15 protein-coding genes and 1 tRNA gene are annotated in these 17,943 nt (G+C 46.5%); 11 read left to right on the top strand and 5 right to left on the bottom strand.

Features of this window, described 5'->3' with window-relative positions:
* Nucleotides 1-95 precede the first annotated feature (95 nt).
* From gcvT to R3D00_29115, 5 genes are all read left to right on the top strand, one after another.
* A complete protein-coding gene (gene gcvT / locus R3D00_29135) occupies nt 96-1,181 on the top strand; it encodes a glycine cleavage system aminomethyltransferase GcvT (GenBank protein MEZ4777276.1) in 1,086 nt (361 codons plus the stop codon).
* 171 nt (nt 1,182-1,352) lie between these two features.
* Complete coding sequence (locus R3D00_29130) at nt 1,353-4,412, top strand: serine hydrolase (GenBank protein ID MEZ4777275.1); 3,060 nt, start codon at nt 1,353-1,355, stop codon at nt 4,410-4,412.
* 86 nt (nt 4,413-4,498) lie between these two features.
* Nucleotides 4,499-6,034, top strand: a complete 1,536-nt coding sequence (locus tag R3D00_29125; GenBank protein ID MEZ4777274.1) for a glycosyltransferase family 39 protein — start codon at nt 4,499-4,501, stop codon at nt 6,032-6,034.
* Nucleotides 6,035-6,081: 47 nt separating this feature from the next.
* Nucleotides 6,082-6,819: a hypothetical protein gene (locus R3D00_29120; protein MEZ4777273.1), complete on the top strand. Its 738-nt coding sequence runs from the start codon at nt 6,082-6,084 to the stop codon at nt 6,817-6,819.
* 121 nt (nt 6,820-6,940) lie between these two features.
* The gene (locus tag R3D00_29115; protein ID MEZ4777272.1) at nt 6,941-7,213 is read left to right on the top strand and encodes a hypothetical protein; all 273 of its coding nucleotides are present in this window, start codon (nt 6,941-6,943) and stop codon (nt 7,211-7,213) included.
* A gap of 233 nt (nt 7,214-7,446) precedes the next feature.
* Here R3D00_29115 and R3D00_29110 read toward each other — a convergent pair whose 3' ends face one another.
* The 5 genes from R3D00_29110 to R3D00_29090 all read right to left on the bottom strand — a co-directional run bounded on the left by R3D00_29110 (nt 7,447) and on the right by R3D00_29090 (nt 12,430).
* On the bottom strand, nt 7,447-7,752 hold the full coding sequence (locus R3D00_29110; GenBank protein MEZ4777271.1) for a type II toxin-antitoxin system RelE/ParE family toxin: 306 nt from the start codon (nt 7,750-7,752) through the stop codon (nt 7,447-7,449).
* Entirely contained in the window at nt 7,725-8,027 is a 303-nt protein-coding gene (locus tag R3D00_29105) for a hypothetical protein (protein MEZ4777270.1), read from the bottom strand. Before R3D00_29105 ends, R3D00_29110 begins: the two co-directional genes overlap by 28 nt.
* A gap of 50 nt (nt 8,028-8,077) precedes the next feature.
* On the bottom strand, nt 8,078-10,348 hold the full coding sequence (locus R3D00_29100) for a hypothetical protein (GenBank protein ID MEZ4777269.1): 2,271 nt from the start codon (nt 10,346-10,348) through the stop codon (nt 8,078-8,080).
* Nucleotides 10,349-10,587: 239 nt separating this feature from the next.
* Nucleotides 10,588-11,970, bottom strand: a complete 1,383-nt coding sequence (gene fumC / locus R3D00_29095; protein ID MEZ4777268.1) for a class II fumarate hydratase — start codon at nt 11,968-11,970, stop codon at nt 10,588-10,590.
* A gap of 10 nt (nt 11,971-11,980) precedes the next feature.
* Nucleotides 11,981-12,430, bottom strand: coding sequence for a hypothetical protein (locus tag R3D00_29090; GenBank protein ID MEZ4777267.1), 450 nt, complete (start codon nt 12,428-12,430; stop codon nt 11,981-11,983).
* 96 nt (nt 12,431-12,526) lie between these two features.
* Between R3D00_29090 and R3D00_29085 the strand changes: the two genes are divergently transcribed.
* The 6 genes from R3D00_29085 (at nt 12,527) to R3D00_29060 (ending at nt 17,943) form a co-directional block, all read left to right on the top strand.
* A complete protein-coding gene (locus R3D00_29085) occupies nt 12,527-12,988 on the top strand; it encodes a regulatory protein RecX (protein MEZ4777266.1) in 462 nt (153 codons plus the stop codon).
* Nucleotides 12,981-14,888 carry a tetratricopeptide repeat protein gene (locus R3D00_29080; protein MEZ4777265.1) on the top strand — a complete coding sequence of 636 codons (1,908 nt, stop codon included), beginning with the start codon at nt 12,981-12,983 and terminating at the stop codon, nt 14,886-14,888. The genes R3D00_29085 and R3D00_29080 overlap by 8 nt, the downstream gene beginning before the upstream one ends.
* A gap of 168 nt (nt 14,889-15,056) precedes the next feature.
* Nucleotides 15,057-15,896, top strand: a complete 840-nt coding sequence (gene tsf / locus R3D00_29075; protein MEZ4777264.1) for a translation elongation factor Ts — start codon at nt 15,057-15,059, stop codon at nt 15,894-15,896.
* Nucleotides 15,897-16,028: 132 nt separating this feature from the next.
* Nucleotides 16,029-16,745: a UMP kinase gene (pyrH, locus tag R3D00_29070; protein MEZ4777263.1), complete on the top strand. Its 717-nt coding sequence runs from the start codon at nt 16,029-16,031 to the stop codon at nt 16,743-16,745.
* 80 nt (nt 16,746-16,825) lie between these two features.
* A tRNA-Phe gene (locus R3D00_29065) sits at nt 16,826-16,898 on the top strand.
* Nucleotides 16,899-17,307: 409 nt separating this feature from the next.
* Nucleotides 17,308-17,943 carry a hypothetical protein gene (locus R3D00_29060; GenBank protein MEZ4777262.1) on the top strand — a complete coding sequence of 212 codons (636 nt, stop codon included), beginning with the start codon at nt 17,308-17,310 and terminating at the stop codon, nt 17,941-17,943.

Raw genomic sequence — 17,943 nt, 5'->3', positions numbered from 1 at the left:
GGACTATTTTTTGCAATTTACAAACTTTATCCCGGTAGTATTTTGTCAAAGGTTGTTTAAATTGCGTACACTTTTTGAACCCGTAACCCCGCATTATGTCCAAGAAAACAGAACTCCACGCAATTCACGAACAACTGGGCGCAAAGCTCATTCCATTTGCCGGTTATGATATGCCGGTCCGCTATCAGAGTGATAAGGCAGAACATCTGGCTGTGCGGGAATCGGCGGGACTGTTTGATGTTTCTCATATGGGCGAGTTTATTGTTCGCGGACCCAAAGCACTGGAGTTGATTCAGAAAATTTCTTCGAATGATGCCTCCAAACTAGAGCCGGGCAAAGCCCAATATTGCTGTATGCCCAATTATCAGGGAGGAATTGTGGATGATATGATCGTTTATTATATCCGCGAAGACCAGTATATGATTGTGGTGAATGCTTCCAATATTGAAAAAGACTGGAACTGGATCAGTGAAAGCAATACCATGGGCGCAGAAATGATCGATATCTCTGAAGAAACCTCTCTCCTTGCAGTTTCCGGTCCAAAAGCGGAGGCGATTGTTCAGAAACTTACCAGCTATGACCTTTCGACAATGGGGACATACTATTGTTTTAAAGATACTTTCAACGGCGCCGAAAAATCAATGGTCGCCACCACTGGCTATACCGGCGAACGCACATTTGAAATATTTGTGTACAACCAGCACGCGGTGCGAATGTGGCATGACCTGATGGAAGCAGGAGCGGAATTTGGATTGATTCCTACCGGCCTCGGAGCAAGAGATACCCTGCGTCTGGAAATGGGGTATATGCTGTATGGCAACGATATCAACGATACGACTACCCCACTGGAAGCCGGACTCGGCTGGATCACCAAACTCGGCAAAGGCGTATTTAACGGGTCTGATGTACTCAACCGCCAGAAGGCAGAAGGCGTGAAGCGTAAGCTCATCGGGTTTGAAATGATCGAAAAGGGAATTCCCCGCTCCCACTACAAAATCGCGCATCAGGGGCAGGAAATCGGTGAGGTGACTTCAGGCGGTATCAGTCCGGTGATGAATATCGGAATCGGTATGGCTTATGTCCCCGAACAACTGTCTGCCATCGGCACAGAAATGGACATAATTATCCGTGACAAACCGGTGAAAGCTAAAGTGGTAAAACGCCCGTTTCTTCAGAGATAGGCACCCCACTTTATAAATACCCGTTTTTAAAACTTCTACCCCCCGGATTCCGTATTTGCAGAGAGTGAAAAGCCCTTGCAAAATGGCATTACTCCTGCATTCTCCGTAAGATAATATTATAAAAAAACCGGTAATAAATCAGACTGGCTGACGAACTTTGTCTGACAACACATGCGGCAGAAACTTCCCATATTGATCACTATTGGGCTGGGCATAACGCTGGTCTTGCTGGCAACACTCTATTCGGTGGGGCCTAAAGATCGTTATGTATCTGCTCCTTTCCTGGATGAAAATCCACGATGGGCAGACTCTATGCTGAGAAAAATGACCATTAGCGAAAAAGTGGGGCAGCTTTTAATGGTCGTTGCCGAACCTGATACCACAGAACGGGAGTATCCGCTGACACATCTGCTGACAGAGTATAATGTTGGCGGAATTGTTTTCCGGGGGTATGATGCCACACAGCAATGGCAACGCACGCATATTTATCAGCAGGTTTCTTCCAAACCTTTGCTTGTTGGTATGTATAGCGACCCCACTCAGGATGATTTGGTGCGGCTGCCGGGAGATCTTTCTCTTGCCGCTATAGATAATGACTCTCTGATTGGTTTGGTCGGCCAACATCTTGGCGACCAGTCCAATGAAATGGGAGTACATATGTATTTTACGCCTTTGGTTTCTGAAGGGCAAAAACCTGAAAACCGAAGGCAGATTGTACGTAAGGTTTTGACCGTTTCCGAAGAATTGCAACATCACTGGGTATTGTCCTGCCCGGCCTATGCGCAAGTATATTTTCCTTTGGAAACGGATTCCCTGTTGCGGGACAGTCTCCTTTCTCCCTATGATACGCTTTCGAGGAAAGGTATTTCCGGTTTTTTGATCAATGCGGAGGAACTGGACAAGGTCAAAATCAACTCGGCAAAAGACGATCTGATTCGCAGTTACCTCTCCAGCCATATTCCGTTCAGTGGATTACTGATCGCAGAAGCTGCGGGCAACAGCGCCAATGAGGTCGAAGACCGGGCAAAAAAAGCCCTTAAGGCAGGCGCTGATCTGTTGGTCGTACAAAAAAAAGATATTCCCTATGTATATGATGTGCTGATTTCCCTGATTGGGAAAGAAAAGCTGCAGGAAGATATTTTGAATGAAAAAGTTCACCGCATTCTGCTCGCCAAATCCTGGGCACATGCGCCCAAACATTATGCAGATGCAGATTTTCGCCGCACATTGCCCGTCAACCCTCAACTCAACCGACTGCTCAACCGACAGGTAGAAGAGGCTACAATTACCCTTGCGCGTGATGACCATCAGCTGGTTCCTTTCAAACAATTGCGGGAAAAACGGTTTCACCTGCTTACGATTGGAGAAGAAACCATTGATCTGCTGAATCAGCTCCGCTGGTATGCGCCCTTCAGCCGGTCGCGACTCACACGCAAAAATGGCGGTCCGTTGCCCCGACTCGACGTCAGATTTTTTTCAGGCTATGATCCTGTAATTGTTGTCTTCAACAGTGAAATTCCCGATCCCGATCGGGATACGGTCTTTTTACAGACGCTGGCTCAGCTTCAAAGCCGGACGGAGGTTGTATTTGTACACTTTGGACAAGTAGAAGATCTTAAAAAATTGCCGGAAGCGGGTACAATTGTGCAGGTATATGGTCATAGCCATCAAAGTGAGGCACTGGCGGGGCAGATGTTATTTGGCGGAATTGCTTCTGGCGGGCGGCTACCCGTGCATATCAGCGATACCCTTTCTTATCGGCAGGGGCTGACACGCCCGGTTGTGCGGCTGGCATATACGCTTCCGGAAGCTGCGGGTATGAGCAGCAGTGTATTGTCGAAAATTGATTCGATTGTATATGAAGGGATGGGCTCGTTTGCCATGCCGGGCTGCCAGGTGTTTGTAGCAAAAGGCGGAAAAGTCGTGTATCACAAAGCATTTGGCCACCCAACTTATGCGTCCCCGGTTTGGGTAAACCCTACCGATCTGTACGATATTGCTTCTGTCACCAAAGTAGCTGCTACAACGGTCGCTGCAATGTATATGGCGGATAAAAAGCGTATCAGTCCCTATGATCCGCTGGGGCGGTTTTTTAAGGATCAGGTAATCATAACAGATTCTGTTTACCGGAGAGACACACTCTTTGTCATAGACTCTCTGTACCTCGCATCCACTTCTGAGCCATTTGAAGAGACAGACTCACTCAGCACGTCCGAATCACCTTTTATTCTGGTTGCCCAGCGTCAACCCGATCCATCTACCCGTATCGATACTTTCCGGAAGGGTGATTCGCTGATGGTTATTAAATCCTATCTGCGCGGAAAAATGCGGGTGCGTTCTCCTGTATTTTCGCTTACACTGGAAGAACTGATGACCCACCATTCGGGGTTGCCGGCTGGATTGCCCATATTGCCCTATATGCGTTACAGGAATAAATTTGTAGGAAGATATGACCGGTACTTCAAACCGAGGGCAGACAGCCTGTACTCCATAGAAGTAGCATCGGGTTTTTATCTGCGAAATGATTACCGCGATTCGCTCTGGCAGGCCGCCAAGGCCATGCATATTAACCCCAAAAAGACTTACGAGTATAGCGATGCAAATATGATCCTTGTTCAGATGGCGATTGATTCACTCAATCAGGAGCCCATCAATACTTTTCTCGCAAGAGAAATATATGAGCCACTGGGCATGCAGAATGCGCGGTTTAACCCTCGCAGCACCCTCGATCCGGAGCGGCTGATCCCTACCGAATACGACAACAACTGGCGCGGGCAGTTGCTCAAGGGAAACGTCCACGACCCGACAGCAGCCCTGCTGGGCGGTATATCGGGAAATGCCGGGCTTTTTTCCAATGCCAATGATCTGGGAATTCTTTTGCAGATGATACTCAACGGGGGAACCTACGGCGGAGAAAGGTATATGGATGCCCAGACGGTGGATCAGTTTACCCGTGCAAACAAAGGCAATCGCGGTCTGGGTTTTGACAAACCCCCTTTGTCAGGAGAGTATATCATCGGAAGCCGCGCTTCGAAAGCCTCTTATGGACATACAGGTTTTACCGGCACCTGTATCTGGGTGGATCCGGAATCAGAGCTTGTCTATATATTTCTTTCCAACAGGGTTCACCCCAAAAGCAACAACTGGAAACTCAACACCTTGCGCATCCGGCAGCGCATTCACGACGTGATTTATGAAGCGATAGACGCCGGTTTGGAAGCATCGCTGTAAAACGGTAGCTTTCAGGGAGCGCATTGTTTTTTCCCAATCAAATTTCCGGTTATATTGGAGACTTAGTCCCTCAAAAAGTCTGCCCGGTGCGTATTCCATTATTCTGGCTTTTTTTTTGTCTCCTGGTGCTGCTGGCATGTGGCCTGACCGACTGGATCAACCAACCACCGATGGGGGTACACCAATGGCGACAGGCCGACGGTGCTTCGCTGATGTGGTTTTATTACCAGGGAAATAGCTTTTTTCAGCCGGAAATCTTCAATCTGGAAACAGACGGATACGGATATGCGATAGGGGAACTGCCTTTCACGTACTGGATTGCCGGTAAAATTGCCTGTCTTTTCGGGTGGAATGTCGCAATTTTGCGTTGGGTTCACCTGCTGATTTTCCTGTCAGGTACCGGCAGCCTCGTCTGGATACTGCGCCAACTACTTAAGCCCAAACAAGCTCACCTGTTTTCTGCGCTTCTCGTAAGCATATTGGCTAGTACACCTGTATTTACTTATTACTGCGCCAGTTATCTGCCCGACAGTCCGGCGCTGAGCCTGGTGTTTTTGTCCTGGTCTTTGTTATTTTATGGGTATCGAAGTGATAGAAAGCGCTGGATATATGGGGCAGCAGTTATCGCTGCACTGTCTGCGTGCTTAAAACTCACCATGGCACTCAGCTGGGCTGCTACCGTTGTTGCCTTATTACTATTTCCGGGAAAATATCCGACCATCAGTGCCGCAATCCGGCGACATTTTTTATTGTCAACATCCATCTGGGGGCTGATGATTGTGGGTTGCAGATGGTGGATTATGCAATACAATGCTCAATACGACAGCAGTTATTTTCTTGCTTCCGTGCGCCCGGTCTGGTTATACTCTGCAACGGAAATTTATGAAATTTTGATGGGGTTGAAGTATGAGATGAAGGGCATACTATCACTGGGAACCGCCATTGGTTTGGCGGGGGTAGTTTATTTCTTTCTCAAAAACCGGAGAAAAATCCATGTGGGGATACTTTTATTCATCGTGCTGCACATAGCCGGAGCCGTGGCAGTTATTGTCCTGTTTTTTCGGATGTACAGGGAACATGATTATTACACTTTTGCGCTCTGGCCAGTGCCGGTGCTGATCGCATTGACGATGGCATCGTATCTCAGGCAACAGAAAAGGATTATTGTTTTATCCGTTTTTCTTCTGCTTGTCAATGTTTTATGGACGAACCGGGTTTTACATTTACGGGCAGAAGATGCCACTGCTCACCCTTTCACCCAATCGGTTTTGTATGGCGCAGAAGACCGCGACTGGCTTTCAAAAAGCGGCATTTCGCCAGCGGCGCACCTGTTTTGTCCGGAGGATCCCTCGCCCAATACACTGCTGTTTGCCCTAAACCGACAAGGCTGGACCGCTTACAATTTTGGCCTGCAGCCGGACAGTACCGCGCTTGAGAGCTACCGCTCACTGGGCCTGGAATACCTCGTGCTGACAGATACCCAGCACTACACCGGGATATATCCAGCACTGTTCCCCATGAAAATTATGGAGGAGGAGGGAATTGTGATTTACCAGAGTGGTAATTCCCCTATTCCCCCAAATCTTTTCAGGGAGAATAGCGAATCTGTGGTTTCCCCATAAATCCGTATCTTTCAGCCTGTATAACACTCATGCTAAAACGAAATGTAATGAATACGTTTTCTCTCAGGCTGCTTCTCGCTGTGTTATTGACCGTTTCCTGCTGCGGTGAAATCCTGGCACAACAGGAACCCGCCATTCACCTCAATTCCATCCGCCATTCTCCCTACAAAAAAAAGACAGAAACCGGAGTACAGGGCGACAGTGCTTTTCTGGAGTTTGCCATCAGAAATCTCCTTGACGGGCAGCAGGACCTGATATTTATTTCCAACCGCGATCTGCTAAGGCCTTTGTGTATCAAACATTGTGGCAGCTCGGAAGTGATGATTCACGATACGCTTATCGGGCAGTCGGAGGTGGACATTCACCTGAAAACCATTCCGTTTGATTCCGTTTCTCATACCTATACATGGTTTGAAGGAGAAGACAGTCTGGTGGAGACTATAGATGGACTTCCTGCATACGGCGGGGTTTATGGAAGGCCCAAAATGATGATTGATTCGCTCACCGTTTCCGTGGGGGGCAAACAATTGATTGTACCAAAGGAGGCATTTGCAGATTTGTACGATCCCAATCTTTGTGACAGTGATTTGTTTTTGCAACCCGTGATGGCCTATCCATCACTCAATGAAAAATTTCTGTATCTCTACATCTTCGGCGGAGCGAATGCCAATACCTACTTTGCCAAGCTGATATTTGACCAGGATCGGTATCTCAAAAAAATCGTGGCCGAATATGACGATTTGATTAGCTACGATTCTTTTCGTTGGGATTTTATTGGGTTTTGAGATAAAACGAGGTACAAGTATTTGAATATAAAGCTTAAAATGGATTATATTTAATCTGGATTACCTAAGCCCTTCTTCCGATGTATAAGCGCAGCATAAACCAGAAAACTTTAAATTATTTATGAGTAATATTAAATTATTCGAAAGCAAACAGATTCGTTCCGTTTGGAATGAAGCTGAGGAGAAGTGGTATTTTTCAGTCCAGGATGTTGTTGAAGTTTTGACTGATAGTACTGATGTTAAGCAGTACATAAAGAAAATGCTGAGTCGCGATGAAATGCTAAAGAGCAACTGGGGTACAATTTGTACCCTGGTAGAAATGGCAGCGGCATTCAATCTGTTCCATCACCGAAGGCAAACCGTATGCGAACGAAATTGTCGCGGAGATATGTAAGGTCCCTCCTCCCTTCGGTCGTCGGGATGACACGATGTGTCAATAAAAACGCGCTTCTACGGATGTAGAAGCGTATTCTGACGGCGAGGCCCGTCACCTCCGAAGGAGTCCTTGGGACCTGACGACCGAAGGGCGGAAGGGCCTTTTTGCTCTTGCACCAATTGGGTTTACGCCCAAACTATTTGGAGGAAAAAAAATCAAACAAAAAATTGAAAAGTTAAAGCATGCCCCCCTCAAGTTGGTAATTCCAACTCATGCAAAACCAGCAGGATTTCGACTTTGTCGCGGTGAATCTGGAAAACGACTCTGAATTCATCCGCAATACTGCCCATCCGATAATCTTTGGAACCCGACTTTATTCCTTCGCAAATGGGAAACTGCTCGGGAAACCGGGGAATTTCATCAAAGACTACATCCAGAAAATCGTTGATAAATGTTTCTGCGTAACCATTTTCCCCTTCAGATAAAAGATAGTCGTATATCTCTGAGACCTGTGCTTCAGCCAGTGCTTTCAGGACAACTTTTCTTTTTTCCGCCATTGGGGATTTTTTTGGAAAAATGACGATTCGGAAACATCTCCGCTGGCTTTAGATTTTCGGATCAACTGGTTAAACGCGCGTAATGTCATAGGCGCTTTGGCCGGATATGAAACCTTGTGGCCGGAAGGAGTGGTTTTATCAGCTTCCTTTACTCTTTTGAGTGTTCCAATAAGATGATAGATATCTGAGGCAAGATCGGGGTTTTCTCTTACATCCACCCTGATTTCTGTAATATTACCTTTTCGGTCTTTGATCAATTCAATTCCTTCTATCATAAAACGAGACTGTTTACTTTCTTAAATATAGCGTTTTTTCAGAAAAGCTGCTACTTTTTATCCGCCAACAGGTCATTTTGGAACAGCGACGACAACATCAGAAACGCCTCCTGATTTTGTTCGGTGAATATTCCTCTTCGGATATTGTCTTTTTCTCTCTGGGTAAGGTGGAGACTTAAGGATGCCGGGTTGCTGTTGGTCTCCCTTGAGTATTGAATCGGGATGACTTCAATATAGCCCCGGTACCATTCTCTGACAAACTCAAGAAGATAGTCGTTGGACATATCTTTAGATTCTGACATAGAGTAATATCCGCCATCAACCGGTGCTGTCAGCCGTCCGGTCAGCCCATTGGTGCTTTTATCTCTGATCGGGTCTTCGCGTTCATTGTCTCTGATTTGGACAAAAATCACCCCTTCGGTATTTTCTGCAAACCAGTCTTTAAATTCAAAAAGATAGCGAAGGGCAGTCTGTGTCCCATAATTGTCGATTGCACCGGCATCCATGACTTCCATTGGCGGTTCGCTGGGCAGTTCTACAATGGGTAATACGTAAGGAAACGTTGCATTCATCCTAAGCGCCGTTGTCATGAATAATGAATCGGCATCCTGCTCTGCAAACAATCTTCGAAATTCCACGCCCCCTGATTTAGAGATATGGCGGTCTGTGATGTGGTTGGGGCGTGTGAGAAATGAAACCGGACTTGCGGCTACATACAATTTTCTGCCCTGATTCAGAATGGTCGGGGTGAGAATTACGGGAGGAATCAGCCCCTCTGTTTCCAACTGGCTATATTCCCACAGCCTTTTGTTTTTTAGTTCGGGGAGGTTGATGGCCAACTGCTGGTCAAAGGAGTAGCCCGTTTCCCGGTCATAGGTTTTCCCCCCGATTTCTACCTGCCGGTTGGGGAGGAAAACGTCGGCGTATGTTTTAAAAAAGATACGGTTGAGTAAATCTTTGGAAATATTTTCCTGGTACCGATGATCTTCGATAGAGGTGATTTTACCCAGATCCCGGTTCATGGCCAGTTCCCGGTAATAAGTCAGTCCAAACATACCGCCCGAAGCGCCTGTCATCAGCCGTATTTCATCATAGATTCTGCCATTTGTCAGACTGTCGAGGTATTGCATGGAGCGAAATGTCCAGAATGCCGAACGCAGTCCTCCGCCGGAGGCAGTAACAAAAACCGCCTTTGGTTTTGCATATCTGCCGTATTTTGCCTGGTAATTTTTTTTCCAGTTTTCCAGCATGACAAGGGTCGCGGCCCGATCCTGATTATAAATTTCTTTTGAGGTGATTTTCTCCAGATTTTCCTTGGAGTAGTCTGCGGGTGTATTTTCATAGTTAAGACCGAAAGCCTGGTTTCTTTCACTGAGAAAATCTACCTGGTCATAAATTACGGCTGCACCCAACAAAATCAATAAGGTCAGAATACCTGATTTACGCACCCAGAAGGTAATGGCCCCGATGACCATCATTGCGAGGGAACAAAACAACAGGAAACTCGCCGAAGCAGGGATTTGAAAGTAACGATTTCCATCTACAAGGCCCAGACCTGCAATCAGCAGGAATGTCAAAATCTGCATCAGCAGTAATTTTCCGTGATGCTGGTGCAGGAATGCTACCACATTGTACAGTTCGGGTTCGGGCGTTTGTTCGATTTTTTTTACACAAAACGGGAATGCCAGATAATTGTCTGTACGTTGCGGATTTCGGATGCTGGCTCTGGCTTTTCCGATAATGACCCATCGGTTGTGCCGATTTTTTTTCCCGGTGATTCCCTCTTCAATTTTTTTCCCATATCGCTGAATGAAAGATCGGTTGGCAAAAAAATAAGTAGCCGAAATGAGAAAGATGAGGCCGATTCCCATCAGGAGCCCCACAAATTTTTCCACTACCGGCCAGGTGATTCCTCCGGCTACGGACGTATGATAATCCCAAAAGCGCCAGAAATAGATCAACAGCAAAGAGCCCGGGACAAGCAGATTGTTGTAGGAGAAAGTGTAGAAAGGACTTCTTGTTTTGGCTATAAAGTGGAAATTGTAGCTTTCATTGATGTAGAGTGTGATCATGTAGGCAAATAAAAAAGCACCCAATGCAGAACCTACAAGAAATACGCTCCAGAAATTTTCCCTGCCGAGGTATTCGGGATCGAGAAATAAATGAGAGCCACCGAAGCCTTCCCCAATTGCTCCGGAAATAAATCCCAGTGGTACAAACCAGAATGCAATCAGCGTTTTTCTATGTTGAAGTTGCCGGGCCAGTAACTGGACGGGGAAAGAATAGTAAACCGCTGTCGATATGTCTCTGAGTTTGTTCATTGATGGGTTTGTCCGGAAAAAATATTACACAAAAGAAATTCATGCGTTCCATACAATCTATCTGTATAGAAACGATTTCCCCGGCGAAATTCCTCACCGGAAAAATAATTTTCATAACGTGAATTATCCCCTTGTAAGATATTATAATTTATATACGCGAAATGTGCGGAAAGGGTAGCCCGTTCCGCACACAAATATTAACTTTTCAGACACGAAAATACAGTTTTGACGCTGACGAGTTAGCCAATCATATGTTCGGGAACAACGATTGTGTCAAATTCTTCTTCTGTCAGATATCCCAGCTTAATCGCCGTTTCTTTCAAGGTTGCATTTTCGGCGTAGGCAGTCTTGGCTATTTTTGCCGCCTTGTCGTAGCCGATATGCGTGTTGAGAGCCGTGACCAGCATCAGCGAGTTATTAAGGTTTTGCCTGATTCTTACATAGTTGGGTTCAATGCCCACAGCGAGGTGGTCATTAAAAGAATCACAGGCATCACCCAGAATCCTTGCAGACATGAGCAGATTGTAAATCATGACCGGCTTAAATACATTGAGTTGAAAGTGGCCATGTGTGCCTGCAACTGCGATGGCGGCATCGTTTCCGATTACCTGGGCGCAAACCATGGTCAGCGCTTCTGCCTGTGTGGGATTTACTTTTCCCGGCATGATGGAAGACCCGGGCTCATTTTCCGGGATAAGGATTTCTCCAATTCCACAGCGTGGGCCGGAAGCGAGGAGCCGGATATTGTTGCCGATAGACATCAGGCTCACTGCCGTGCGGCGGAGGGCGCCTGAAGCTTCGACAATCGCGTCATGTGCCGAAAGTGCCTCAAATTTATTAGCAGCCGTCACAAACGGGTTGCCTGAAAGCTGTGCAATCACTTCTGCCACTCTTTCGGCGTAACCTGCGGGCGTATTGAGCCCTGTGCCTACGGCAGTTCCTCCCAACGCGAGTTCGCGAAGGTGGCGTAGGCTGTCCTCAATGGTTTCGATGCTTCGCTGCAATTGAGTAGCATAACCGGAAAACTCCTGCCCTACGGTCAGGGGGGTTGCATCCATCAAATGGGTGCGGCCGATTTTTACCACATCCATAAATGCTTTGGCTTTGCCGGCAAGTGTTTCCTGCAAACGACGGATCCTCGGTAAGGTATGGCCAGCGATCATCTCATAGGCTGCAATATGCATGGCCGTAGGAAATGTATCATTGGATGACTGGGACTTGTTTACATCGTCGTTGGGGTGAATAGGTTTTTTACTCCCAATCTCTCCGCCCAGTAGTTCTATTGCCCGGTTGGAGATCACTTCATTGACATTCATGTTGGACTGAGTACCCGAACCCGTCTGCCACACCACCAGCGGAAAATGATCGTCGAGTTTACCTGCCAGAATTTCGTCGCATACCTGCGAGATGATGTCTGTTTTTTCCTGGGGAAAACCCGCAAGTTCGGTATTTGTAATCGCAGCCGCCTTCTTCAAAATCGCAAAAGCGCGAATCAGCTCAATGGGCATAAGATGGCCACCGATCTTGAAGTTTTCAAACGAACGCTGGGTCTGCGCACCCCAATACTTGTCTGAGGGAACTTTTACTTCCCCCATAGTGTCCTTTTCTATTCTATAGCTCATACGTCTTAACTTATTTCAACCGCAAGTCATAATAATCACCCTCTGTGAGGAAACTCACCCATAGCTCATTCTCTGTAAGCCGGAGAATATCCATATACAACAACCGGGTTTCGCCGCTGATCGGGTCTGTACCGTCCAGGGTGAGTTTGATCTGCTCTTTTACACTTGCAAGCTCCCAGTCAGCCGTAATAATCTGAGGGTCAACCTGTCCGTTTTTCTGAATGGTCCAGGTCAGACGACCTGCTTTGGAAAAAGTCATGGCGTAAACAGGGAAATCCTTGGTTTCGTCAATATCGTTTCGGAAAACCGCTTCAGCGCGCCAGTCATTGGCGACTCTTGACTGTTTGGAAAGGAAACTGATACTAGGACCATCCTCATACTTTCTGCATCCTGTGAAGATTGTGCTGAGGGTTAAAAGAAGGATTGAGACTCCTGCGATTATCCGGTTTTTATTCATCATATTTGGTTTTAATTGCTGGCGTACAAATATAGTAAACTGTCCCTTTTGACGGATTATTTTTTAGATAACGAAATTTACCTTAAAATTCGCACCTGTATGGAAGCGGAAATTCTGAAAAAAATCTATCAATACTGCGCTTATCAGGATCGCAGTACCGGGGAAGTTCGAAAAAAACTCACCGAATGGGAAGTCTCTGACGAAGATCAGGAAAAACTGATCGTTCATCTCGAATCAGAAAAATTTCTCAATGAAGAAAGATATGTGCGGAGTTTTGTAAGGGGGAAATTTTTCTACAAAAACTGGGGCCGCAATAAAATCCGCCACGAACTTCGGATGAAAAATATTTCCATGACCCTCGTTCAGAAAGTGATGGAGGATGAAATCGACGCGGATACCTACGAAAAAACAATTCAAAAACTGATCGGACAAAAACGCCAGCAGCACCGGGCCGATTCACCTGAAAAACAAAATGAAAAAATCTTCCGGTTTTTGCTCCAGAAAGGATTCGAAGGAGAATGGATACACACTGCGCTAAAAACCAGTTACGAACATGAATAGCTGGCGGAAACTTATGATCACGCTTGCCGCAGCGTTGCTTTTAGCCAACCTGTTGATCCGCTGTTCCCAGCAGCCTGCGGGTTATCTGAATCTTTCTCCGGAAGTAAAATATACCGGGATTCAATCTTGTCAGCCCTGCCACAAAAAAATCTATCAGTCATTTCTGGAGACGGGAATGGGGAAATCGCTGTACCGCCCGGACAAGTCGCGGATCATTGAAAAATTTGGACCAGACATCGTTGTGCCGGACACAAAAAACGATTTCGCCTACCATCCTTACTGGGCAGGCGATGAAATGTTTGTCAAAGAATACCGCATGTCTGGCGAAGACACCGTGTACCAGCGCACCGAAAAAGTGGACTATATTGTAGGCTCGGGGCACCAGACCCGTTCGTATCTGATCGAAAGAAACGGATACCTGTACGAGATTCCGGTTACCTGGTATGTAAGTAAACAAATATGGGATCTAAGCCCGGGGTACGATGAGCTGAATACGCGATTTTCGCGGGAGATCGGGCAGGAGTGTATGGCCTGTCACACAGGGTATATAGATTTTATTGAAGGCAGTAAAAACCGCTATCGTTTTGTATCAGAGGGAATAGACTGCGAAAAATGCCACGGTCCGGGAGAAGAACATATCCGACTTACAGAAGGCGGGCAGTTGATTGATGTAGGTGAAAAAATCGATTATTCGATCGTAAACCCCGGCAAACTTCCCCTGGGGCAGCAGTTTGACGTATGCCAGCAATGCCATCTTCAGGGCGTGAATGTCGTAGCCGAAGGAAAAAGCGTTACAGATTTTCGACCCGGGACCCCGCTTTCAGATACTTACGACGTATTCATCGAAAGACAGGAAGACGAAAACGCATTTGGAATTGCCTCGCATGCGGAGCGACTGCAACAGTCCCGTTGTTTTATTGCCGCAGCGGGGAAACTCACCTGCACGACCTGTCACGATCCCCATAAGAGCGTAAGTCTGACCGGGGAGAAAGTTTACATCAACCAGTGCAACCGCTGCCATGAGAAAATGAATACCCCCGAATGCCGCGCACCGGAAGAATCAAAACATGCAGTCAACAACAACTGTATCACCTGCCATATGCCCAGTGGCGGCACGAGCGACATTCCACATGTAAGTTTTCACGACCATAAGATCAGGGTTGTATTGCCACAGGCAGATACCAGTCTGGCTGCGACGAAAGCGTGGCTGAAGCTGGCGTGTGGAACACGCAAAGAGGTCGGAGACCCCATCTGGGGAGAAGCCTGGTTACTTTATTTTGAGCGACACAATCAGTCGGCAGAATATCTTGCCAAAGCCGCCAGTTATTTTCCCCAAATGAAACCCTACGACCAGGCCCGAATTGCCTATTATCAGGGCAACTATTCGCAGGCGATGGCGCTTGTAGAGAAGGCACTTTCGCAGCAGACTGGGCATGCGCTGAGTTTGTTTCTCAAGGGAGAGATTCTGGAAGCACAGGGACAGTATGCAGAAGCCGCAAGGGTGTATCAAAACTCATTCGAAGAAAACCCCGGGGGAATAGACGCCGGAATGAAAGCCGGAGTAATGAAATTGCGGGCAAGGCAGGGCGACCAAACCGTGCTGGACGAGTCGCGGGCGATATTTGAACAATTGCTGAAAACCAGACCCTTTGATGAGCGATTGCTGACCAATCTGGGTTTTGTGGTCATGAATCAGGGCGATTATGCGCAGGCTCAAAGCTATTTTGTGCAGGCACTTTCCTATGATCCAGACAATATTCCCGCGCTGGAGAATATGATCCTGTTACAGATAATCAGCGGCAATAAGGTTGTCGCGCAAAAATACCTCGATCACCTGGAAAGGAAACATCCCGACTATCAGGGTAGAGAGCGGCTGAAAGGAATGATAAATAATCATTGACGAATCGAAGATGAATCCGATAGAGGGAATGATAAAGAGAGATTTCGCTTTGTCATTCCTTGTTTAGTATTTGTAATTTTAGGTTCCTTCCTTGCGAATTGCCTTGGAAAATCCTAAATTCGCACCAGTTTTCAGGAATCATAATATTCATACTTATATTATAAAACAATGGCAATTACTGCAAATGAAGTAAACCAATTGCGGCTGGCAACCGGCGCAGGGATGATGGACTGTAAAAAAGCACTGGTAGAAGCAGAAGGCGATTTTGATCTGGCGGTAGAGATTCTTCGTAAAAAAGGACAAAAAGTATCAGCCAAGCGCGCTGACCGCGAGGCGAAAGAAGGCGCTGTTTTCATCAAGTCTGATGACAGCTCTAAAGAAGCAGTCATTATTGAGTTGAATGCTGAAACGGACTTTGTTGCAAGAAATCAGGATTTCCAGTCGCTGGGAGAATCGATTATTTCTCTGGCCTCCGCAGAAAAACCTGCCAATTTGGATGCATTGAAAGCACTTTCACTGGATGGAAGATCTGTCAGCGAACATTTGGTGGACGCTATGGCGCGGATTGGTGAGAAAATTGATGTAAGTAAATATGAAAAGATCTCCGGCGACCAGGTGGTAGCATATATTCACCCTGGTGCCCGTATTGGTGTGGTGGTTGCGTTTGCAAATATCAATGGCAAAGATGCTTCTGAAGTAGGAAAAGACGTGGCAATGCAGATCGCCGCTATGAATCCGCTGGCAGTAGATAAAGACGGGATTGATGAAAGTACCGTAAATAAAGAAATTGAAATCGGTATGGACATTGCCCGCAACGAGGGTAAACCCGAAGCCATGCTTGAAAAAATTGCCCGTGGTAAACTCAATAAATTTTACAAAGACAATACGCTGATCAATCAGGATTTTGTGAAAGACACTTCCAAATCAGTGGGTCAGTATATTAAAGAACAACTAGGTCCCGATGCACAGGTTCTCGGTTTCAAACGAGTACAACTAGGGACAAATTGATAAAGTAATGATTATAGAAAAAAGAGAGTTTAAAAAACTCTCTTTTTTTTTAACTACGCAGGAACGCTGGCGACATTTTTGATAGACTATCCTGTCTGGATTTTCCTCAGAACTTTGTAAATTCCTTCTATTATGAATCATACCACTAAATACAAACGCATACTTTTAAAACTCAGCGGAGAGGCCCTCATGGGTGAGCAGTCTTACGGGATTGAGAATGAAACCCTCCACAAATACGCGCGGCAGATCATCGAAATCACCCATCTGGGGGTGGAGGTTGCTGTAGTCGTTGGCGGTGGTAATATCTTCAGAGGTATCCAGGGTGTGGGTGTGGGCATGGGGCGTGCGCATTCCGATTATATGGGGATGCTGGCTACTGTGATCAACGGGATGGCATTGCAGGACGCGCTCGAAAGCCAGGGCGGGCTTTGCCGGCTTCAGTCAGCGATCGGTATGGAGAAGATCTGCGAACCGTATATTCGTCGCAGAGCCATCCGCCATCTGGAGAAGGGCCGCATTGTCATATTTGCTGCGGGCACAGGCAATCCGTTTTTTACAACTGATACAGCTGCATCACTGCGCGCCATTGAGATCGACGCCGATGTTGTACTGAAAGGAACCCGTGTGGACGGAATTTATACCGCCGACCCAGAGAAAGACGCTACGGCAGTAAAATTTGATGCTATCTCCTTTGCCGATGTGTTGGCCAACCGGCTGAACGTCATGGATATGACAGCATTTACGATCTGCCAGGAGAATAAGCTGCCCATCATCGTGTTTAATATCAACGAACCCGAAAACCTCATACGAATCGTGAAGGGCGAGACCGTGGGTACTCTGGTAAGCTAAAAAACCTGCAAAAAAAATCTCAAAACCCTTGCAGGATTGGATTGCACCCACTACATTTGCAAACCATTCTAAAAGAGGTTGGTGCGGTAGCTCAGTTGGTAGAGCAATGGACTGAAAATCCATGTGTCGGCGGTTCGATTCCGCCCTGCACCACAAGAAAAGACGATAACTCCCTGTAGATCGATGATTTGCAGGGAGTTGTTGGTTTTTTTGGGCACATTTACTGACAGTTTGCACCCTACGATACCCGCCAGTTCCTATTTCAAGAGGGCCGTCCAGGCTTCGAGTCTCCTTAGCCACCGGCGGAAGGGAGTTCGATTAAATCTCCAGCAAAAAATGCAAAAATTCGCTTTCCCGGGCGTTTCTTTTACGGATATTTCTTAATCCCTCTCCTGTTTCAGCTGCAGGTAGAATATTCTGCCGACAGAACCAAAACAAATCCTGCTCCTTTGAGAAAAATGCAAATATCTGGTATGATGCGGCAGGAACCCGTTATTCCCTTATAAACTCAAGGCATAACTTGTAGATGATTAGAACATAGTACCCATAATTGTTTATTACCATGTCTCAATCAACTACCCCACTCACTGTTCCGGATATTTCCCGTATCCCCTTCCTCAACGAACAGGCCCGGAAAATCTTCCACAAACGGATAGATTCTATCAGGGATTTTTCTCAACTCAAAACCCTCCACCTCGGCGATAACCTGAACAATTATCGCAAGCAGACAGATCGCTTTGACTATCCGGTAAATATCAAACAGCTATGGCAGCATTTTACTCAGCGAAAACCGCATGAGATCTGGTCTGGTTCTCTTACTCCTTACCTCTTTTCCTATTCAAAAATAACCCGGCACTTCTATTACTCCGGCGACCCCCGAACGGTGCCTATCCACACCGGGATGCAGTTTTTTTGTATGATCAATATCTGGACACCTGTTGGTATCGTGGGTATGGAAGTTATGGAGATAGACCCGGAAAAGTACTCGATTGAGTTTGCCTATATTGAAGGGGGGTACTACCGCGGCGTACAGCGGCTGGAGTTTATTGAGCAGTTGAATGGCAGAACCCGGATCATTCACCACAGCTACTTCCAGCCTGAAAATTTATTAGGAAGACTCATTCCCTATAAATTTTTCCATAGAAAGATTATCAATCAATTCCACCTCGGAATGAAAAATATGCTTTTCAACCATTAA

Source organism: Bacteroidia bacterium, assembly GCA_041391665.1.
Classification (GTDB): Bacteria; Bacteroidota; Bacteroidia; order J057; family J057; genus JAGQVA01.
The sequence above is the reverse complement of the archived record's forward strand: the minus strand, read 5'-3'. Positions and strand labels throughout refer to the sequence as shown.